A 22,175-nucleotide genomic window follows, 5' to 3' on the forward strand; every position below is an offset into this window, starting at 1 on the left:
TTATTTTGAGATGGCAGTTCTTTATTATAACTAAGAACCCGCTCTTTTCATTTCTTCAGTTGCGCCACCATTGGAGCGTTTTATTGCTTTTAAAGGCTTGCCAAACCTATAATTAAAACTCAAGACAAAAAGCCTGCTGTCTCTCGTTAATTTAAAATACTCTTGTGCCTGTGGGAAATCTGTTAATCCTTCCATAGCTTGAGTAAAGAAAATATCGCGAGCACTAAATTTTAAACTTCCCTTACCTTTAAATATCGATTTTGATACTCCTGCCGAAACTTGACCAGTTGGGTAAAGCAGTTCTTGTAAATCGTTTCTAGCTTTAGTGATGTAAAACCCGGAAAGTTCTGCAGATAAAGTTTTTACTATTCTAAATTGGTTGCTAGCACTAAACTGAAACTGATTTATAGATGATTGATAACTTATGTTTTGATAACCATCTAGCTTTTTATAATTGAAATTTCCCTGACCATTAAACGACCACCATTTCATTGGTGAAAATTGAAGTGACACCGAAACACCAAGATTATTCATCCTACCAACGTTTCCATCTGTGTAAATCAAAATATTTGTTCCTTCAGAAAGAAATAATTGCGAAAAATAGTTACTAATAAAACTGTACGAAATGGTTGTAGTCAGTAGCTGTTTAAACTGATGGCTAATTTCCATATTCCAACTGTATTGCGGTAAAATGAAGGGATTGCCTCTTTGTAGTGTATATTTATTAATTATAAAAACGAATGGATTTAACTTTTGATAAGCAGGTCGATCTATCCTCCGGCTTGCTGTTAAGGTTAATGCGTTTAAAGTATCTATGGTATAACTTATATATCCCGAAGGAAATAAACTTCCGTAAGTTCGAGAAAAGGATGAATCTGGTTTTAAACTATTTCCTAACTGATGCGCATCATAATCTGTATGTTCGTAGCGTAACCCAATTTGAGCATTCATTTTTCCGCCTCTATGCTCTATGCTGCTGTAAAAAGCACTAATGTTTTCTTTGTATTGAAAATGATTACTTCTGTTTAAATCAATTGTTCGAATAGCAGCATTGGTGTTAACATAATCTGCAATGTTATCTGTGCTAATTGAAGAAACTTTAAGGCCAGATTCTAACTGAGTATTTTTTTTAAAATGAACCACATGATCTGCTTTCGCAGAGAAAATTTTTATGGTTGATGGAATATTAATCTCTGTACCCTGAACATAACCATTATTAGTCAGAAGCCGGTTGGTAAATATTTGATCGTTATTAATTCGATACCTTAGCAAATCTAAATCAATAGATAAATCCTGATTGGCCTTAATCGCATGTTTTAAATTTACATTTGCGGCTCCATTTCTAAACTTGTAATCGCTGTTACTCGTTGTAGAAACAGCAGAATCTATACTTCCTGAAGCTTTTTTCCAGGTTGCAATTGCATCACTGGTTCCATCTCTTTTAATTAAAGTGCCGCTAACCGATAGCCCAATTATAGTATTCTTTGTAGCATAAATATCTACACCCGTTTTTAAAAACTTATAGTGCGTTAAGCTTGCTATCGCAGTATTTTGGTCGAGCAGGCCTGTTATAGTATTGTTTTGCCCAAAATAACTTCTATGTGCAACAATATCTGTAAAATTATTATTGGTATTGTAGCTTGCTGTTGCATAAGCATTTACTTTACCTTTTTTATAATTTACAAGCAAGCTATTGTTGTTTTTGTAATCCCGGCTCCATCCTCCAATAATGTTAATCGAGCCATTAAAGCCTTCCTCGGTATTCTTTTTTGTTTTAATATTAATTATGCCACCATTCCCGCTTGCATCATATTTTGCCGATGGATTGGTTATAAGCTCAATTTGATTTACTTGCGCTGAGTTCATATTGCTCAACATATTTGTTAGGTCGCTTCCCGATAAATAGGTTGGTTTTTCATCAATCATTACCAATACTGTAGATTTTCCCTGCAAACTTATATTGCCATCTTTATCAATCATTACACCTGGCGATTTTTCTAATAACTCTAATACCGAAGTTCCAGTATTTGTGACAGATGCTGCTACGTTAAGCACAATCTTGCCTCTTAAATGTTGGATGATGGGTTTATTTCCTGCTACCGTAACTTCTTTTAAAACCTGGTTGCTGGGCAATATTTTAATATTGATAACAGAAAGCGAAAACGGTGATTTAATAGTCGATGTTTTATGAGATTCATAACCAACTGCTTTAACTTTGAAAACGTAATTACCTTGAATAGGTTGATTGAAAACAGCCAAGCCTTTATTATCCGTTTTGGCAGATTTTATTAAAGATGAGTTTTTTGCCAATAAAAGCTCTACTGTTGCATTTGCAAAAGGTAAATTTTTCTCGTTTAGAACAAATATTTTAATCGTTCTTGCTTTTTTCTGGCTAAAGCTTGTTATTGTTGAGAGCAATAAAAAAAGCAATAACATAGACTTCGAAAAGGACATTCTTGAAATAAATAGTTAGTTAGCTAGGTTGAATTGGGTTTCAAATATAATGAAATACAAGTATATAAGGCAATACAAACTGATTAAATGTTCTGCAGTTTGTCATGATTTTTTTCGTCAGAATTTAATAAGCGCAGTTTATACAAAGTCAAAATTTTATGCCACATCGCTAACATTTCATATCTATTTCTTATTTTGCACCAAATGCAGTTTAAAGAAATTATAGGTCAGCAAAGAATTAAGCAACAATTGGTGCAAACGGTAAAAGAAAACCGGGTTAGCCATGCGCAACTTTTTTTGTCGCCTGTTGGTTCTGGTGCTTTGCCCTTAGCATTAGCCTACGCCCAATACATTAACTGTTTAGATAAAGGAGAAGAAGATAGTTGTGGTGTATGTTCTAGTTGCAGAAAATATGAGCGTTTAATTCATCCTGATTTGCACTTTTCGTATCCGTTTTTTGCTTCTACCAGTATAAAAACCGCTGTAGATGTTCTTGAAGAATGGCGAAGTATGTTGCTTCAAGATGCTTATTTCGATATGGATATATGGCGTTCTAAACTGGAGGCAGCAAATAAACAAGCCAATATTCCAATTGCTGAATGCCATGATATTATCAAAAAATTAAGTTATAAAGCTTTTGAAGCAGAAACAAAAGTTTTAATTATGTGGCTGCCAGAATACTTAGATAAATCTGGAAATGCTTTATTAAAATTGATTGAAGAACCACCAGCAAATACACTGTTTATCTTGGTGGCTCAAAGTCAGGATCAAATACTTAGCACAATTTTATCTAGAACTCAAATAGTCAAAATCCCAAAGTTAACCAACCACGAAGTTTCTCAATTCTTGCTCGAGCATAGTGGCTTAACCGAAAATCAAGCATCAGATTATTCTTTTTTAACCGATGGAAACTTAATTGAAGCGAAAGCCTTAGCTGCCGATAATCAAAATGATAGCTCAGGGATATTTACAAGTTGGCTGCGCAACGGTTTTAGTAACAAAGTGCCAGAATTAATCGATTTTACGGAAGTTGCTGCCAAATGGGGAAGGGAAAATCAAAAGAACTTTTTAAAATATGGCATTAACTATTTACGTGAATGCTGTTTAATTATTAGTGGTGCAGAGGCTATGGTAAAACTACCACCTTTAACACTCGAAACTGCAAAAAAATTGAGTACGCATGTACTTACCTTGCCTATGGCAGAAGCAATTATTGCCGAGCTGGAGAAGGCACATTACCACATTGAAAGAAATGCAAACCCTAAAATTCTGTTTTTAGATGTATCTTTACAATTGGTTAAAATTATAAAGTTTAAAACGCTCCCCGCGGGGACTCAATATATATACAATTAATTATGGGATGTGGAAGTTGTTCAACAGGTGGTGGTTGCACCCCTAATGGATGCAAGAGCAATGGCTCATGCGGCACCGGTGGTTGCCAAACAATGGAAGTACACGATTGGCTATCCAACCTGGATATGCCCTCTAGCTATAAACCTTTTCAGGTTACAGAAATAAAATTTAAAGGTTCTAGAAAAGAATTTTTTCTAAATAATGATAACATTTACTTAGAAATTGGTGAGTTGGTTGCTGTAGAAGGCCCAACTGGTGGTTTTGATGTTGGGCATGTATCGTTAACGGGTGAGTTGGTTCGTGTGCAAATGAAGCGACGTAAAACTCCTTTAGATCAGGTTACTAAAAAGATTTATCGCAAGGCTACAGAAGCTGATGTTGAAAAATGGAATGCTGCAAAGGAAATGGAATGGGAAACCATGCACAAAGCCCGTAAGCTGGCATTAGATTTACGTTTACAAATGAAAATTAGTGATGTAGATTATCAGGCCGATAAAACAAAGGCTACATTTTTTTATACAGCCGATGGACGGGTAGATTTTCGCGAGTTGATAAAGAAAATGGCTGAAAATTTTCGAATTCGTATCGAAATGCGCCAAATTGGAATGCGCCAGGAAGCTGGTCGTTTAGGTGGAATTGGATCTTGCGGTCGCGAGTTATGCTGCTCTACATGGTTAACCAATTTTAAAACTGTATCTACAGCTGCGGCTCGTTACCAAAACCTATCTTTAAACACACTTAAGTTGGCCGGACAATGTGGTAAGTTAAAATGCTGCTTAAACTACGAATTGGATACCTATTTAGATGCATTGAAAGACATCCCCGATAGGATTGAAAATTTAGATACCGAAGCTGGTTATGCTCGTCACCAAAAGACAGATATTTTTAAAAAAATTATGTGGTTCAGTTACCAGGGCGATGAAAACTGGATTCCGGTTGCTGCGGCTCGTGTTAAAGAAATTATGGTAATGAATAAGGCAGGTAAAAAAGCGCCTAATTTAAAAGAAGAAGCCATTCAAATTGCAGCACCAGTAATTGTAGAAAAATCTTTTGATTACGAAAACGTAGTTGGACAAGACAGCTTAACCCGATTAGATGAACGTTCTAAAAATAAAAACAACAACCAGAACAGAAATCAAAAAAACAATAAGAATAATACTCAGAACAAGAGAGAAAGGGTTCCAAACGTAGAAAAATCTGCGCAACCAAAACCTCAAAATCCTCAACAGCAAAATGCAAGGCCACAAAACACACCAAAACCTCAACAACAACAAGCCCCTAAAAATGTGGTTGCAAAAGTAGAAGGTTTACAGGTTGAAGGTGGAGAACAAACCGCACAACCTAGCAAGAATAAGAATAGAAATAACAGAAGGAAAAACAATAATCGCCGAAACAATACCAATGGTTCAGATAATAAGCCGGCTGCTGAATAAGAAACCAAATTTCTTATTGGTTTTAATGTTATTTGTACTGCTTTTTTCGGGTTGTACGAACAGCATCATCGATAGTAATGTCGAAATCCCAGAGCGCAAATGGACTTATCGTAACAAAATAAAGGTTCAGTTCGAGATAAAAGATAATGCGAAACCATATAATATCTATTTCAAACTAAGGCACACAGCCGATTATCGCTATGCAAATATCTTTATCATGGCTCATTTTAAAGATGGCAAGCAAATCAATACAAAACGTTATCAATATAAATTAGCCAAAAATGATGGCGAATGGTTGGGTAGTGGATCTGGAAATGTATTCAACTACACGCTTCCGATGCTAACCAACTATAAGTTTGCTCATGCAGGCAAGTTTGAAGTGGAAGTTGAACAGAATATGAGAGATAACCCACTGCTTGAAATAGCTGATGTTGGTGTTTTGGTAAGCGAAGTGAAATAGTTGCTAATTTAAATAGATTATTAAAAAGGCCTCTTACAATAGTTGTAGGCATTGAAAAATAATAGTCGTCATTGCAAAGCTAGATATGTGTGAGCTGAAGCAATCTCTCGTGCTAAATAGATTGCTTCGTACCTCGCAATAACGGAAAGGGTGCTTAAGCTAATATTTTACTAAAAGCACTAATTGAACTTAGGTTACTTCAGCTATAAATACTGCAGCAAGCTTTCTAATTTCATGCCTCTTGAGCCTTTGAGTAAAATCAAGCTATTTTTAACTGAATGTTCCTTTAAATAATTAGTTGCCTCCGCAGGTGTTTCAAAAAAGATGCCTTTAAAGTTCTCTTTAAAACCATAGAAGTGTTTACCTATGAAAATGGCTTCATCCAAACCGCTATTTTCTGCCTGTTGGGCAATTAATTGGTGTTGGCTTTCTGATTCCTCTCCAAGCTCAAACATATCACCTAGAATTGCAACCTTTTTATCAGCAGTTAACACACTAATATTTTTTAATGCCGCAGTCATACTGCTCGGATTGGCATTATAGAAATCGCAAATAACGGTATTGCTTTCCGTTTTGGTTAATTGCGAACGGTTATTTTTAGGTTCATATTTAGATAATCCATTGTTAATATCCTCAGCATTCATGTCAAAAAAATCGCCAATGCATATTGCCGCAAGAATATTTTCGAAATTATAACTTCCCGTTAATTGTGTTTTTACTGTTGTTGCAACTTCGTGATTTGTCCAATCTACCTCAATAAAAGGATCGCTGCTTTTTAATGTACCTTTAATGGTATTGCCATTTTCTGTTCCGTAATAAATCAACTTAGATAGACCTGCATTTGAGCTCATTTCTAATAAATTCGAATTATCTCTATTGATAAAAGTATAGCCTTGCATTTGTTTAAGGTAATTATAAAGTTCGGCTTTGCCTTTTTTTACACCTTCAAATCCTCCAAAGCCATCCAAATGCGCCATACCAACATTGGTAATAATGCCATGCGTTGGCTGAGCAATTGTGCATAGCAATTCAATTTCCTTTTGATGGTTTGCGCCCATTTCTATGATGGCGATTTCAACATCATGCTTGATTGATAAAATAGAAAGTGGAACACCAATATGATTATTTAGGTTACCAAATGTTGCAAAAGTTTTATAACGTTCGCCTAAAACAGCATTTACTAACTCTTTACTTGTGGTTTTGCCATTACTACCTGTTAAACCAACAACGGGAATGTTTAATTGCTTACGATGGTGTTTAGCTAAATTTTGCACGGCAGTAAGCACATCATCAACCAATAAATATTTTTGACTTGTTGAGTATTTCTCTTCATCAATTACTACAAAAGCCGCACCTTTTTCTATTGCCTGCGCCGCAAATTGATTGGCATTAAAGTTTTCTCCTTTCAACGCGAAAAATATACAACCGTTCGAGATATTTCTGGTGTCGGTAGAAATTACCGGATTTTTTAAATAGTAAGCGTATAATTCTTCGGTAGTAATCATGCCAATTATAAAATTTTTGTGGTAAAATTAAGCTTTCGCGGCAACAAAAAACAAAATTAGTACATTAGATAAAATTTTTATTATGAAGAAACTGTTTACACTTTGTGTTTTAGCCTTATCATCTGTTATTTATGTAAATGCTCAGGTGAAAACCCCCGATGAATTTCTTGGATACGAACTTGGCACCCATTTTACAGCCCATCATAAAGTGGCAGAATATTTTAGGCAAACTGCCAATGCTGCTTCAAAAAATGTAAAACTGATAGAATACGGTAAAACAAACGAAGGCAGACCGCTTCTTGCTGCTGTTATTTCTTCAGCAGAAAACATAAATAAGTTAGAGCAAATTCGAAGCAATAACTTGCTGCTTGCTAGCGGTGGTGCAAATAGTGTTGATTTAGCATCGCAGCCAACTATTTTATGGTTGAGTTATAATGTTCACGGTAACGAAGCAAATTCTACCGAAACGGCGATGAAAATGCTTTATAATCTATCTTCAGGCAGCAACCAACAAGCAAATAACTGGTTAAAAAATACAGTAGTTATTATCGATCCATGTTTAAATCCGGATGGGAGAGACCGTTATGCCAATTATTTTAATAGCGTTGTAGGCGAAAAGCCAAATGCCGATCCCAGCTCAAGAGAACATATCGAACCTTGGCCGGGTGGAAGACCAAATCATTATTATTTTGATTTGAATAGAGACTGGGCATGGCAAACTCAACTAGAAAGTAAACAACGTTTAGCCCTTTATAATCAATGGATGCCACAAGTGCATGTCGATTTTCATGAGCAAAGCTACAACGACCCGTATTATTTTGCTCCTGCAGCAGAACCTGTTCATCAGGATATAACGCCATGGCAAAAAAGTTTTCAGGTTGTAGTTGGTAAAAATAATGCTAAATATTTTGATGAACAGGGCTGGCAATATTTTACCAAAGAGCGCTTCGATTTATTGTATCCATCTTATGGTGATACTTATCCGCTTTATAATGGTTCAATCGGTATGACATACGAGCAAGGCGGAATTAGAGCTGGTTTAGCTGTGGTTACTAACGATGGAGATACCTTAACTTTAAAAGATAGAATTGCACATCACTATACAACAGGAATGTCAACGCTTGAAGTTACTTCAATAAACCATAATAAATTATTAGATGAGTATAAAAAGTATTTTCAACAGTCATTAGTTACAGCACCGGGCATGTATAAAAGCTATGTAATTAAACCTGATAACCTATCGAGGCTTAAAAAACTGGCAGAATTACTAACTAAAAATAAAATTGAATTTGCTTTTGGTGGGGATAAATCCGCTCGCGGTTATGATTATGATACGCAGAAAGAAGAGAGTTTTACTTTAGGCAGAAATGATTTGATTGTAAATGTTTTGCAACCCCGATCTGTGCTTGCGAATGTTTTATTGGAGCCTCAAACAATGGTAACCGATTCTAACACCTACGATATTACTGCTTGGGCGTTACCTTATGTATATGGATTAAAAGCTTATGCTTTAAAAGAAAGTATAAAGGGCAAATTTCCATCACTAGATGAAAGTAAAGTTGTTTCATCAAACCTGGATAAACCCTTGGCTTGGTTATTTAATTGGGGAAATAGCGAAGATTTACAACTGCTTATTACTTTACAGAAGGAAAACATAAAGGTTAGGCAGGCAGATCAACCCTTTTCGGTTAATGGAAAAGATTATGCTGCCGGAACCCTGATTGTGTTAAGGGCAGAAAATGAAAAATCAATAAAGGATTTAAAAAATAAAGTTGCGCAAGTTTCAACTCGATTAAATAAACCTGTACAGGCGATTGCGACGGGTTTTGTAGATAAAGGAAAAGATTTTGGCTCATCTGTTTATCCGATTTTAAAGCAACCAAAAATTGCAATCGTATCTGGAAGTGAAGTTTCATCTTTAGCTTTTGGCGAAGTTTGGTATTATTTAGAACACGATTTGGGTTTAACTCCAAGCATCATCAATGCCCGAGACATTAACAATTTAGAAATCAATAAAATAAACACATTAATACTACCCGACGGAAGTTATAGTAGCTTTATTGACGAAGGTTTAAAAGCCTGGATAAGCAAAGGCGGAAAACTTGTTTTAATGGAAGATGCTATAGAAAGTGTATTAGATAGAAAAGGTTTCGACATTAAAAAGAAGGAAGCTGTTGTAAAAAAAGACGAAAAACCTGAGCCAAGCAAACTTTTATTTAAAAATAAAGATAAAGATGATTATGAAAATAGCATTCCGGGTGCTATTTATAAGGTAATGATGGATCAGTCTCATCCATTAGCTTATGGCATTGGCAAATCTTATTACACCTTAAAAACAGATAGAAAAGTTTACGAACCACTCTTAAAAGGATGGAACGTTGGTCAGTTAAACGACAAAAGCTTAATGGCAGGTGTTGTTGGCAAAAAAGCCCGCCAAGAGCTAAAAAATGGACTATTAATTGGTATTCAAGATTCTGGGAAAGGTAGCATAGTGTACCTCGCAAACGACCCATTATTTAGAAATTTTTGGGAAAGCGGCAAAACTTTATTCGGGAATGTTATATTTTGCAGTTATTAATAATGATTTGATGACATATTTAAATGTTTTTACTAAAATATTTTAGTAAAAACTCAATAAATCAGCAAATATCCCTACAAGATTTAACTAAGCATGCAGTTTTAAGGCTTTTTATAGAATATTAACTTTTTTAGCGCCAAATGTTAAAAATAGTTAAAAAAAATTTGGTGTTATTGTTAACTAACTATACATTAGCATTTTATTAACTATCATTAACTAACCTATTTCACAAACATGAAAAAACTTCTACAAAGTTTGTTCATTCTTATGTTCATTGCATTTGGCGCAAAGGCACAAGAAAGAACAGTAACAGGTACAGTAACATCTCAAGAAGATGGACTTCCCGTACCTGGTGCAACAGTAAGGGTAAAAGAAATTCCTAATCTGGGGGCACAAACCACTGCAAATGGTAAATTTTCTTTAAGTGTTCCATCAAATGGAAAAACATTAATCATTACATTCTTGGGTTATGGTTCAAAGGAGTTTAAAATTCCAGCCAATAATGTTGTAAATGCTGCTTTAGCATCTGATGTAACTTCACTAAATGAAGTTGTAGTTACCGCTGGTGGTGTAGCTATCAAACGTCGTGAGCAAGGTAATCAATCTACCACTGTTAAGGCTGAAGAGTTAACTCAAGGTAAAGCATTTAACGTAGCAAGTGCTTTAACAGGTAAAGTTGCTGGTTTACAAGTAAATGCTGTAAGTAGCGGTGTTAACCCAAACATTCGTTTGGTACTACGAGGTAATCGCTCTTTATTAGGGAACAATCAGGCATTAGTTGTATTGGACAATGTAATTGTTCCAACCGATGTTTTGGGAAACTTAAATCCTGAAGATATTGAAAACATTGAAGTGTTAAATGGTGCCGGTGCCGCTGCACTTTATGGTTCTGATGCTTCCAATGGTGCGCTAATTATTCAGACCAAAAAAGGTAAAAGAGGTTCTTCTACAATTAATGTTAGTCACACTACTAATATAGAGCAAGTAAGTTTCTTGCCTAAATTGCAAGAGCGCTTTGGTTCTGGTACTGGAAATGATGACATCCCAACTTACACTCCATTTGAAAATCAGCAATACGGTCCTGCTTTCGATGGCGTTGTTCGTCCAATTGGTAAGCCACTAGCTGATGGGTCTATTCAATCAGTTCCATATTCGTTTAATGCTGATGAGAATAAAAACGCTTTTTGGGAAACTGGTTATTCAAACCAAACTGATTTTAACATGTCATCCGGTGATGATAAAGGAACCTATTATTTTTCTGGTCAGTATTTTGATCAAAAAACAACGGTTCCAGGCGATAAATATAATAGATTCACTATGCGTATAAACGGTGAGCGTAATTTAGGTAATAACGTTGTTTTTAACTTTAATTTAAGTTATGTGCAAAACCGTTACGATCAATCAAGCGCTGTTGCAACTGTATTTGATAATGTTTTGCAATCTCCAGGACAGATTCCTTTAACAAGATATAAGGATTATGAAAACGATCCATTTTCGACACCTGATGGATATTACAATGAATATTATCAAAACCCATATTTTGCACTTGGTAATAATCGCAGTAAAACCCGGAATGATTATTTGACCGGTAATGCACAACTGAAATGGAAACCAATTAAAGAATTATCTTTATTGGTTCGTGCAAATCTTTCTAATAGGTCATTCTCAAATAAATCAACTACAAATAAATTCACTTATTCAGATTACAGATTAGGATTAACTTCGAACTTTTCAAATATTGTCGGTTCAGTAAGCGATTACTCTGGTTATAACGTACAAATTAATCCAGAGTTTCAAGCGCAATACATTAAACAACTAAACAAGGATTTTTCATTAAATGTAATTGCAGGTGCAACTATCAGACAAAATACGTATAAAAACATAAGTGTTAATACGAATGGTGGTCTTGCTCTGGAAGATTTCTTTAATATCAGTAATGGTCTTCAAAATCCAGGCGCTAGCGAACAGAATTATAAAGCTAGACAAATTGGTGTGTATGGTGACGCTCGTTTAGGCTTTAGAGATTATTTATATTTACACGTAACTGGTAGAAATGATTGGAGATCTATTTTAGCTCCAGAAAGCAGATCATTTTTTTACCCGGCTGCTGATTTATCATTCATTGCATCTGATGCAATTCCTTTCTTAAAGGAATCTACAGTTATAGAATCTTTGAAGATTAGAGGTGGTGTATCAAAAGTTGGTAATGTTAACTTAGGTAATAACTCAAATTTTGGTGCTTATGCGTTATTGCCAACATTTGGTCAAGGTTATGGTTATCCTTATGGTGGTATCCCAGGATTTACTTTAGGCGATCGTATTGTATCTGCTAATATAAAACCAGAGATTACATTAGGTTATGAAGGTGGTATTGATTTCGTATTATTAAAATCAAGAGTTACTGGTAGTTTCACTTACTATAAATCTAGTACTACTGATCAGACCGTGCCAATCAATGTGGCAAATTCAACTGGTTTCTCTTCATTCTTAACAAACACGGGTGAAGTAAGTAATCAAGGTATTGAAACTAATTTAAGATTAGTACCTTATAGAAACTTAGATAATGGACTAGAAATTACTGTTGGCGGTAATTATACTTATAACAATAATAAAGTGGTTTCTATTAGTAATGGCTTGCCTGAGCTAGGTTTATCTGGAACTACACTTAGAGGAGTTTATGCTATTGAAGGTCAATCGTTTCCAATGCTTAAGGGTACAGATTATAAGAGAGACCCTCAAGGAAGGATTATTGTTGATCGCATAACTGGGTTTCCGGATGCACAAACAACTCCTATTATTTTAGGTAATACGGAACCTAAACATCGTTTAGGATTGGATGCAACAGTTGCTTATAAGGGTTTTCGTTTAGCTGGTTTATTTGAATATAGAGCTGGTTTTGTGATGTCTCAAGCTTCAGGAAGTTTTGATTTCTCAGGTGCTGGTATTAGAACAACATACTTTAATCGTGAGCGTTTTGTTGTGCCAAATTCATCATATCTTGATCCGGTAACTAATACTTATGTTGCAAATACAAACATTACAACACGTACAGGTGGAGTAGATTTCTGGACAAATGGACCATCAAATACTGATGTAGCAACTAACTTTACTTATTCTGCTGCTTTCTGGAAACTAAGAGAATTGTCGCTTTCTTATGATTTACCAAGGTCTGTATTAGGAAGTTTGAAATATGTAAAAGGCGCTCGTGTTAGTGTTCAAGGTAGAAACTTGTTTATATGGACACCTAATACAAATATCTATACTGACCCAGAATATAGTAATGCAGGAGCTGATAACAATGGTGTTGGTATTACTGCGCTTGGTCAAACACCTCCAGCTCGTTTCTATGGTGCTACCCTATCATTAACATTTTAATATATTTTAATATGAAAAAGATTTTAAACACTTTATTGATATTTACCATTGCAGTAGGATTTTCTTCCTGCAAGAAGTATTTAGATATAAACGAAAACACAAATAGCTCAACCACATCTTCTCCCGCATTAGTTTTGCCACAAGCTATAGTGGGGTCGGCGAGTATAACTAATACTTACAATACCAGTTTCTTTTATCCTGGAGGTTTTCAAGCCAATATATTCGGAGTTGGCGGTTATGGCGGTGCCATAACTTATGCTTATTCTTCTAGTAATTTCACGGGTCTTTTTACTTCAGTTTACGATAATGCTGTTGATTATCAATATGTAATTGACAATTCATCTACTCCTGCGTTAGCATATTCTTCAGCAATTGCAAGAATTATGAAAGCGTTTATGTTTTCAAAATTGGTAGATCAATATAATGATGTTCCTTACTCTGAAGCATTAAAAGGCAATGCGCTTTTAACACCAAAATATGATAAAGCAGAAGATATTTATAAAGATTTAGTATCTCAACTTTCATTAGCAATTAAAGCAATTAATGATGGTCAGGCTGGTACCGTTGCAAATAAGGTTGTGGCAAGTACTGATCCATTATTTAAAGGTGATATGAACTTATGGAAACAATTTGCTAATACTGTTAAATTACGTTTGCTAATTAAAATGGCTGGTGTCCCTGCACTTAATGCTTATGCAAAAACTGAATTAGCTGCTTTAGGTACCACAGGATTTTTATCAACTGATGCATTGGTTCAGCCAGGTTACGTTAAGGAAGCCGGAAGACAAAGCCCTAGTTATAATTCATTAGGTTTTGGTAGTGATAACGCTCGTTCACAAGGTCAGCAAATCCCGACTAAATGGATTTTATCTTTCTATACGTTAGCGGGTGGGGGAAAGTTAACCGACCCTGGGCGTGGTTCAGTAATTTATCGTGGCTTCCCATCAACGGCTACTAATCAATTAGGTGAAGAAAATGCCACAAGTAGTCAAGTTCCGCCAACTGGTTTTTCTTCTTGGTTTACAGGAGTTGATGCAAATACACCAGGTTTAGGTGTGGCAAAAGGTCCATCTCAAGGTCAGCCAATTATGTTAGCTGCAGAAAGTAATTTCTTGCAAGCTGAAGCGATCGTTCGTGGTTATATTACTGGTACGGCTAAATCAGCTTATACAGATGGTGTTACAGCATCATTTAGCTATTTATATAAAAATCAAAGTGGTGTAGTTGATGCAAGTAAAAACGTTGCTGCTGATGTCGCTACTTATTTTACAGCTAACGCAGGTAGTCGTTTAGCTAATTTTGATTTAGCATTAACTGATGAGCAAAAAATAGAAGCAATCATAACTCAGAAGTACATTGCGTTGAATGTAATTAATGCTGATGAGGCATTTAACGAATTTAGACGTACAACCTATCCTGCCATTGTTAATGGTTCCAATAATCCATTGCTTACCTTTGCATCTAAGGTATCAGTTTCTACACGGGCGGATAAATTACTAGGAAGAATATTATATCCTCAACAAGAATTTAACTTAAATCCATCAAACGTTCCACAGGGAATTACATTGTTTGGATCACGTATTTTTTGGGACTTAAATTAATAATGAAATGAAAAAAAATATAATAAAATCGATAGTACTTTTTCTTGCGGTAACATCACTTACCTCATGTTTAAAAGACGACAGCCTGGTTTTAGATCCAGCAAAAGGTGTTAATGTAATTGAGTTTGCAAACCCTGGTCAAATTAATGTTATTGGTAGTATTTATCCATTATATGTACAATCATACGCAGTTGTACCAGAAGTTAATAGAACTATCACGGTTAGTTACTCTGGTCCTCAGAGTGAAGCGCCTGAAGACATCACTGTTAATATAGCTGTGGCGCCTAATTCAGTAATTACCGAATATAACACAAATCAAAACGAGGCCTATGAATTGATGCCTACAAGTAACTATACGATGACAACGACTTCTGTGGTGATCAAAAAAGGAACAAGTAAAGCAAGTTTTAATATTCTTTTCAAACCAACATCCTTCGATTTAGGTAAGGCGTTAGTGTTACCACTAAGAATTACATCTGTATCATCAGGAACTATAAGTGGAAATTTTAATACTATTTTACTAAACGTTGGAGCAAAAAACCGTATTGATGGCCTTTATAGTTATAAGACAAGTGCAACTACATCGTTGGTACCAAATGCTGATGATAAAGATGTACCATTAGTTACATCTGGAGCTAACACGGTTAAGACGAACTTATTAAATACGTATGCTAATATTATGGTTTATAGTATAGACCCTGTAACTAATAAAGTAACAGTAGTAAGTGGCTTAGGTACGCCAGTTACAGATCCTGTAAGTAACTATAACCCTACTACTAAAGTAATGTTTGTAAAATGGACTTCGGGTACACGGTCATTTGAAGAAACTTTCACTTACACAGGAGTTAGATAATATTGTTTTTGCACCTAAAAAAGACGCTCAAAAGGCGTCTTTTTTTTTAAGTTGTTTATCGTAAACTATTAAAATTGTCATTCTAATTTGTATAATTAACATTTATATGAAAACATCTATATTTTCCAGTTTAATTTTTATTTTACTATTGGCAACTTCATGTGTTGCCAAGGCTCAGAATCAAAAGACAACAACACTTTCAGATCAAACTAAAGTCGTTTTTAATGTTATTGATGAAAAGATACTTGAGGGGGCATATACTATAATCAAAGGGGAGGATAAGGTAGTTCTAAGAGGTGTTTACAAAAATAATGTAAGAATTGGTAATTGGTATGCATTCAATGACGATGGTAATGTATTTTTGAGGTACAATTACGATCTTAAAAAACTGTTAGTTTTAGATACTACAAGTATTAATCGACTCAAAGTCGATGTAATAAGTAATGATCTTGATGTAAAAGAAAAAGCAAGTATTCCAATCCCTATCACTTCAATTGATCAATATATTTCATTATTGGGCACAGAATTGAAACGCATGGTTAAGACAGAAAATAAAAATGCCGAAGGGGTGCTTGAAGCTGATTTAATTACAAATATTGATAAAAATGGTAAAGCGAGCTATCAGGCAAAATATACTGCCGATGGAATAAATGTTACTAAAAGACTTAATATCAATGAAAAGGGTTTTGATTTTGATTGGATCCCAGCAACATATAAAGGTGAAATCTATGCATCAACATTTTCTGTTAAGGCAAAGATTGATTTTACCGAAAAAGGAGGCATTAAGCAAAGATTTATTTGGGTCTATTAATTTTTGATACTTTAATTTAAATGCCCATTGTACAGTGTTATGACCTATTTAAGAAATTTAAACTTGCAACAATCCAAGCCTGATTTAATTAGAATATTTTAACTCATCTATACAAGCAACCATTTTGGTTAGTCATATTATTATATTGCAAAAAGCCAAGCAACCCAATATTGCTTGGCTCTTTATTTTAAAGGTAGCTCCAAAAATGTTAAGCTAAATTAAAACCAGATTAGAAAAAATGACGGAATGATGAAAATTCGAAATTGTTTGTCATTTATAAATCACATTTGTGTTACATCTTGTTAATTTTTGTTAAAAACACTTTTCAAGGTTATATTTATTTTTTAATACAAACAAATCTTTTCATCCCTAACTTAAATTTCATGAAAAAACTTTTACAAAGTTTGTTCGTGTTGGTGTTTATCGCGTTTACTGCGGTAGCTCAAGAACGAACAATTACTGGTGTAGTTACATCACAGGTCGATGGATTACCTATCCCTGGCGTAAGTGTTAGAATTAAAGGTAGCCCAGGAGGCATCGTTACTTCTTCAAATGGTAAATATTCACTTACTGTAAATTCAAAATCAACTGGCCTAGAATTTTCTTATGTTGGTTTCATCTCTCAAACAGTTCCTTTAACCAATACTAATGTTATTAATGTTTCTTTGCAAAGCTCTTCGAGAGATTTAGATGAACTTGTTGTTGTTGGTTATGGAACGCAGAAAAAAGGTAGTTTAACTGGTGCTCAGGGTTCTGTAAGTGCAACTGATATTCAAAACACTCCGATTTTAAATCCGCAACAAGGTTTACAAGGTAGGGTTGCTGGTGTTCAGGTTACTCAGGCATCAGGTACTCCAGGTGGAGGTATCTCAATTAATATTCGTGGAGCTGGTTCTATTTCAGGTAGTAACCAACCACTTTATGTAATTGATGGTATCCCGGTAAATACTGGTTCATATACACAGGTTGGTGCTGGTGGTCAATTAACAAACTCTTTAGGTGATATTAGCCCGAGCGACATCGAATCAATGGAAATATTAAAAGATGCTGCTGCTACTGCTATTTATGGTTCAAGAGCTGCAAATGGTGTGGTTTTAATTAACACCAAAAGAGGTCTTAATCAGAATACCAAAATTGGTGTGAATGTTTATTCAGGTATTCAACAGGTTGCTAAAACGTTACCAACATTATCTGGTCCAGAGTATATTCAATTGATGAATGATGCGGTTAATGCAAGATATGGTGGTACTGCCAATTATAGCGATAGCAGAATAGGTGGCGGAGTAAGAAGCGCTAATCCAAACGATTATCCCACAACCAATTGGCAAGATTTGATTTTCGAAACAGCTCCAATTAACAATTATGAAGTAAATGCTCGTGGAGGAAACGATAAAACCAAGTTTGCTATATCTTCTTCATTCTTCGATCAAAAAGGTGTTGTTATTGGTAGTGGCTATAAAAGATTTAGCGGAAGGTTAAACTTAGATAATCAAGCTACAGATAAATTAAAATTAAGTTTATCTACGAGCTTTAGTAGTTCGGTAAATAACAGATTAAACAACGATAATAATATTTATGGTACTGTAAGTGGTGCATTTTTATTAGGTTCACACGTACCTGCATATAATGCAAATGGTACTTATGGTAGAGATGCAATTTCTTCTGTAGATAATCCTCTTGCTGGTGCTAACGAAAATACTTTCAAATTTTATAGCAATCGTTTATTGGCTTCGGGTGGTGCAGAATATAAATTTACGCCAGAGTTAACTTTTAGATCGCAGGCATCAGTTGATTATTTTACTTCGAAAGATAGAACTTTCTTATCAACGCTTACAAATGCAGGTGCTGGTTCTGGTGGTTCTGCAACAGAAGGTCAAAACCAAGAGGTTAACTATATATTTGATAATACTTTGAACTATACTAAAGTATTTGGTGGTATACACAATGTTAATTTATTAGCAGGTTTTTCTTATCAGGAATCTAACTATGAAAATATTTTAGCTTCTGCTACAGGATTTCCTGGTAACGATATCAGAAGACTTTCAGCAGGTTCAGTTAGAACAACTGCTAGTTCTGGAGGTACATCAAATGCCTTAGAATCTTATTTTGCTAGAGCAAATTACTCTTATAAAGGAAAATATATTTTCCAGGCATCAGGTCGTTTAGATGGTTCATCTAGATTTGGTTCTGAGAAAAGATATGGTTTTTTTCCTGCAGTTTCAGGTGCATGGAGATTATCGGAAGAATCATTCTTAAAAAATGTTAGATCTATAAGTGATTTAAAAATTAGAGCAAGTTATGGTATTGTGGGTAACCAGGAAATTGGAAACTTTACCTCGTTACCTTTGGTAGGCGGAGGTTCAAACTACCTTCAAAATCCAGGTCTAGCACCTACTCAATTAGGTAATGTTAATTTAACTTGGGAAAATACTGCTGCTTTAGATTTAGGATTAGATTTAGGTTTATTTAACAACAGATTAACCTTAAATGTAGATGTTTATCAGAAAAAAACATCTGACTTACTTTTAGGTAAACCACTTGTTGGATCATCTGGTTTCACAACCATTCAATCAAACCTTGGTAAAACAGAAAATAAAGGTTTAGAGGTTGCATTAACAGGTGTAATCATCGAGAAGAAAGATTTTTCATGGACAACCAACTTCAATATCTCTTTAAATAAAAACAAAATAGTTGAGCTTTCTGGTAATCCTTTTGCGGCGGGTTTCGCTTCTTGGGTAGAGGCAGGTCAACCTTTAGGTGCATTTAGAGGTTACAGAGTTTTAGGTATCTTCCAAAGTGCTGCAGAAATTGCTGCATCACCAACACAAGCAGTTACTGCAAGTCCGCTTACTTCTACTGCGCCAGGTGATATCAAGTTTGCTGATATAAATAATGATGGTGTTATCAATTCATTAGACCAGGAAATTATTGGTAAAGGTATGCCAACGTATCAGGGTGGTTTTACAAATAATTTTAAATATAAAAACTTCGATTTATCTATCTTCTTACAATATCAAGGTGGAAATCAAATCTATTCAAATACTCGCTCATTTGGTGAAGGTATGAATAGTGTTTTTGGTCAGTTAGCTAGTACATTAGATAGATGGACGCCTACCAATACAAATACGACTATGCCTAGAGCGGTTTATGGGGATCCAAACAATAATAGAAGGGTATCTGATAGATTTCTTGAAGACGGTGATTTTTTAAGAATAAAGAATGTTAATTTAAGCTATAATTTTGGTCCTAAAGTGTTAAATGCACTTAAGGTATCAGCTATAAAATTATACGCTTCAGCACAAAACCTTTATACTTTTACAAATTACTCAGGTTTAGATCCAGAGGTAAGTACATTCTCAGTAACCAACACTGCTCCAGGTACTGATTTTTTAACCTATCCTCAAGCAAGAACATACACTTTTGGTCTTAACTTAACTTTTTAATGAATCTTGATATGAGAACATATATAAAATATAAATATTTAACCTACTTATTTGCAGCATCTGCTGTTTTCTCTTCCTGCAAAAAGGAATTGGAAGCGCAAAAGCCTCAAGCGTCGTTAGATGCTGCTGGTGCATTTACTAATGTTGCGAGTGTTAGGGCAGGATTATTTGGTGTCTACAATAGTTTACAAAGCGGAAATTATTATGGTTTACAATACAATGCATTTGCAGAATTAGGTGGCGGTAATTTAATTCATGTTGGTACATTCCCTACTTATGCACAGATTGCCAACAACCAAATCCTTACAGATAATGTTAACATTAGTGATATGTATAACACCATCTATACTGGGATAAACAATGCAAATACAATGATTGCTGCGGTTCCAAGTATTACGGATGCAGCATTAGATAAAGATGCAACGTTAGCAGAATTAAGAACGCTAAGAGGCTTAATGTATTTCGATTTATTGAGGTATTTTGGCGGTTCAAATGATGGTTACGGTAAAGCAAATGGAGTTGGTGTTTCTTTAAAACTTACACCAACACTTACAGAATCTGATGCTACTCCAATCGCAAGAAATACAGAAGCACAAGTTTACACTCAAATTTTAGCTGATTTAGATTTTGCGATAGCTGCACCAACCTTTGCAAACAGAATTACAAACAGAGCAGGGAAAGATGTTGCTAGCGCTTTAAAAGCCAGAGTACAATTATATAGAGAACAATGGGCAGAGGCTGAAGCTTTAGCTACATCTGTTATCGGTAGTACTAGATATTCATTGCTAACTACTGCTAATTATGGTAATATTTGGGCTGCTAAAAATTCTGCAGAATCAATTTTTGAATTGGATTACAATTCGGCCGACCAAAACAGTATTGCATTTTATTATTACACAACTGCTGCTGGTGGTCGTAACGAGATTAGCTCATCAGGTGCTCTAAATACAGCGCATGAAGCAAATGACGTTAGACAAGCAATCAATTTTACAACTGTTGCACCTCTATCAAAAACCAGAAAATTTACTCGTATTGCAACTGGCGATGATAATGTGATTTTGTTTAGATTGGCAGAGATTTATTTAATACGTGCAGAAGCAAGAGTACGCCAAGGTAGTGCACAGAAAATTGCCGATGGTTTAGCAGATTTAAATGTAATTAGAGTTAGAGCAGGCTTAACACCTCTTGTATCAGTATCTCAAGCTGCTATTTTAACTGCTATTTTAGCCGAAAGAAGAGTTGAATTAGCACATGAAGGACATAGATGGTTTGATTTAAGACGTTACAATCTAACATCAACATTGGGTATTTCTCAAGCGTACAGAGCTTTGTATCCTATCCCTCAAAGAGAAGTATTAACATCAGGAAATATAATTGTTCAAAACACAGGTTACTAACACTTTTTAATTATATAATGCCCTCATAAAGTTTATTCCTTTTTGAGGGCATTTTTTTTTTAACAGGGATATATTTCTTATAAAGTCTTCGTTTTATAAAATCTAAAATTAATTATGATAAGGTTTCTAATACTAATGTTGTTTTTAAGTGTTTCATCTAAACAACTTTTAGCACAAGCATTAAGTTATCAAGATGGTAGTCCGGCAAAGGAAATCAAACTAATAAATGTTGAAGGTACGGAATTGCTCTATCCAGATTGGCGCTTAGGTTCAGCCACAGTTTCTTCTGGAGCATCTTACACCAACTTGCTTTTAAAGTATAACGTTTTTGAAGAGGTACTTTATTTTTTAGGAAAGGACAGCGTATCAATGAAATTTGTAAATCCAGTTAAAGAATTTCATATCGATAAGGACGTTTATAAAAACGGCTATCCTCCAGTAAAATCTTTTAATAATTTATCATATTATTTAGTTTTAGCAGAAGGTAAGGCTACATTATTAAAAAAGATATCTAAAAATATAATCGATGTTAAAGACTTCAATAGTTCAATTACTACTAAAAGGATAATGGATGATAAGTTTTATTTTTTATTCATTAATGGGGCAATAAGTCCAGTTAAAAATGATAAATCTTCATTTTTAAATGTTTTGAAAGATAAAAGTTCAGAAATGGAATCCTTTTTTAAGGCTAATAAAACTAATTTTAAAAAAGATGAGGATTTAATTGCTGCAGCTGCCTATTACAATTCTTTGAAGTAAGAAGTTGGAAGTAATTTATTAAAGCATATCGTCAAAAACCTTAATATTCTTTAAATTAGGCTTTAAAGTATTTAAGACATAATATTTTCTAATCCTACTTTAATGTAATTGTATTTTCTTTGGTGCAATTTTTTAATTAAATACTTGTTTTAG

At 34.6% G+C, this 22,175-nt stretch carries 13 protein-coding genes; 11 read left to right on the forward strand and 2 right to left on the reverse strand.

What is annotated here, in order from left to right; translation table 11 throughout:
* Nucleotides 1-30 precede the first annotated feature (30 nt).
* The gene (locus ACFOWA_RS11800) at nt 31-2,454 is read right to left on the reverse strand and encodes an outer membrane beta-barrel protein (protein ID WP_378985346.1); all 2,424 of its coding nucleotides are present in this window, start codon (nt 2,452-2,454) and stop codon (nt 31-33) included.
* Nucleotides 2,455-2,658: 204 nt separating this feature from the next.
* Here ACFOWA_RS11800 and ACFOWA_RS11805 point away from each other — a divergent pair, with 204 nt between their 5' ends.
* The 3 genes from ACFOWA_RS11805 to ACFOWA_RS11815 are packed head-to-tail and all read left to right on the forward strand — an operon-like array spanning nt 2,659 to nt 5,700.
* On the forward strand, nt 2,659-3,807 hold the full coding sequence (locus ACFOWA_RS11805; protein WP_378985348.1) for a DNA polymerase III subunit: 1,149 nt from the start codon (nt 2,659-2,661) through the stop codon (nt 3,805-3,807).
* Between the two features lie 2 nt (nt 3,808-3,809).
* Nucleotides 3,810-5,240 (forward strand): PSP1 domain-containing protein, encoded by a 1,431-nt coding sequence (locus tag ACFOWA_RS11810; protein ID WP_378985350.1) that lies wholly within the window; start codon nt 3,810-3,812, stop codon nt 5,238-5,240.
* Entirely contained in the window at nt 5,209-5,700 is a 492-nt protein-coding gene (locus ACFOWA_RS11815) for a gliding motility lipoprotein GldH (protein WP_378985352.1), read from the forward strand. The genes ACFOWA_RS11810 and ACFOWA_RS11815 overlap by 32 nt, the downstream gene beginning before the upstream one ends.
* 203 nt (nt 5,701-5,903) lie before the next feature.
* On the opposite strand, the gene ACFOWA_RS11820 is transcribed toward ACFOWA_RS11815, so the two are convergent.
* Nucleotides 5,904-7,205 carry a UDP-N-acetylmuramoyl-tripeptide--D-alanyl-D-alanine ligase gene (locus tag ACFOWA_RS11820; RefSeq protein ID WP_378985354.1) on the reverse strand — a complete coding sequence of 434 codons (1,302 nt, stop codon included), beginning with the start codon at nt 7,203-7,205 and terminating at the stop codon, nt 5,904-5,906.
* Nucleotides 7,206-7,287: 82 nt separating this feature from the next.
* On the opposite strand from ACFOWA_RS11820, the gene ACFOWA_RS11825 reads away from it, so the two are divergent.
* From ACFOWA_RS11825 to ACFOWA_RS11860, 8 genes are all read left to right on the forward strand, one after another.
* On the forward strand, nt 7,288-9,783 hold the full coding sequence (locus ACFOWA_RS11825) for a M14 family metallopeptidase (protein ID WP_378985356.1): 2,496 nt from the start codon (nt 7,288-7,290) through the stop codon (nt 9,781-9,783).
* A 234-nt stretch (nt 9,784-10,017) separates the two neighbouring features.
* Entirely contained in the window at nt 10,018-13,158 is a 3,141-nt protein-coding gene (locus tag ACFOWA_RS11830) for a SusC/RagA family TonB-linked outer membrane protein (RefSeq protein ID WP_378985358.1), read from the forward strand.
* A gap of 11 nt (nt 13,159-13,169) precedes the next feature.
* Complete coding sequence (locus tag ACFOWA_RS11835) at nt 13,170-14,759, forward strand: SusD/RagB family nutrient-binding outer membrane lipoprotein (RefSeq protein ID WP_378985360.1); 1,590 nt, start codon at nt 13,170-13,172, stop codon at nt 14,757-14,759.
* Nucleotides 14,760-14,766: 7 nt separating this feature from the next.
* A complete protein-coding gene (locus tag ACFOWA_RS11840) occupies nt 14,767-15,612 on the forward strand; it encodes a DUF1735 domain-containing protein (RefSeq protein WP_378985362.1) in 846 nt (281 codons plus the stop codon).
* A gap of 106 nt (nt 15,613-15,718) precedes the next feature.
* A complete protein-coding gene (locus ACFOWA_RS11845) occupies nt 15,719-16,423 on the forward strand; it encodes a hypothetical protein (protein WP_378985364.1) in 705 nt (234 codons plus the stop codon).
* A gap of 383 nt (nt 16,424-16,806) precedes the next feature.
* Nucleotides 16,807-19,866, forward strand: coding sequence for a SusC/RagA family TonB-linked outer membrane protein (locus ACFOWA_RS11850; protein ID WP_378985366.1), 3,060 nt, complete (start codon nt 16,807-16,809; stop codon nt 19,864-19,866).
* Between the two features lie 11 nt (nt 19,867-19,877).
* Nucleotides 19,878-21,263: a RagB/SusD family nutrient uptake outer membrane protein gene (locus ACFOWA_RS11855; RefSeq protein ID WP_378985368.1), complete on the forward strand. Its 1,386-nt coding sequence runs from the start codon at nt 19,878-19,880 to the stop codon at nt 21,261-21,263.
* 114 nt (nt 21,264-21,377) lie between these two features.
* Nucleotides 21,378-22,022, forward strand: coding sequence for a hypothetical protein (locus ACFOWA_RS11860; RefSeq protein ID WP_378985370.1), 645 nt, complete (start codon nt 21,378-21,380; stop codon nt 22,020-22,022).
* Nucleotides 22,023-22,175: the final 153 nt, after the last annotated feature.

Source organism: Pedobacter lithocola, assembly GCF_042650845.1.
Classification (GTDB): Bacteria; Bacteroidota; Bacteroidia; order Sphingobacteriales; family Sphingobacteriaceae; genus Pedobacter; species Pedobacter lithocola.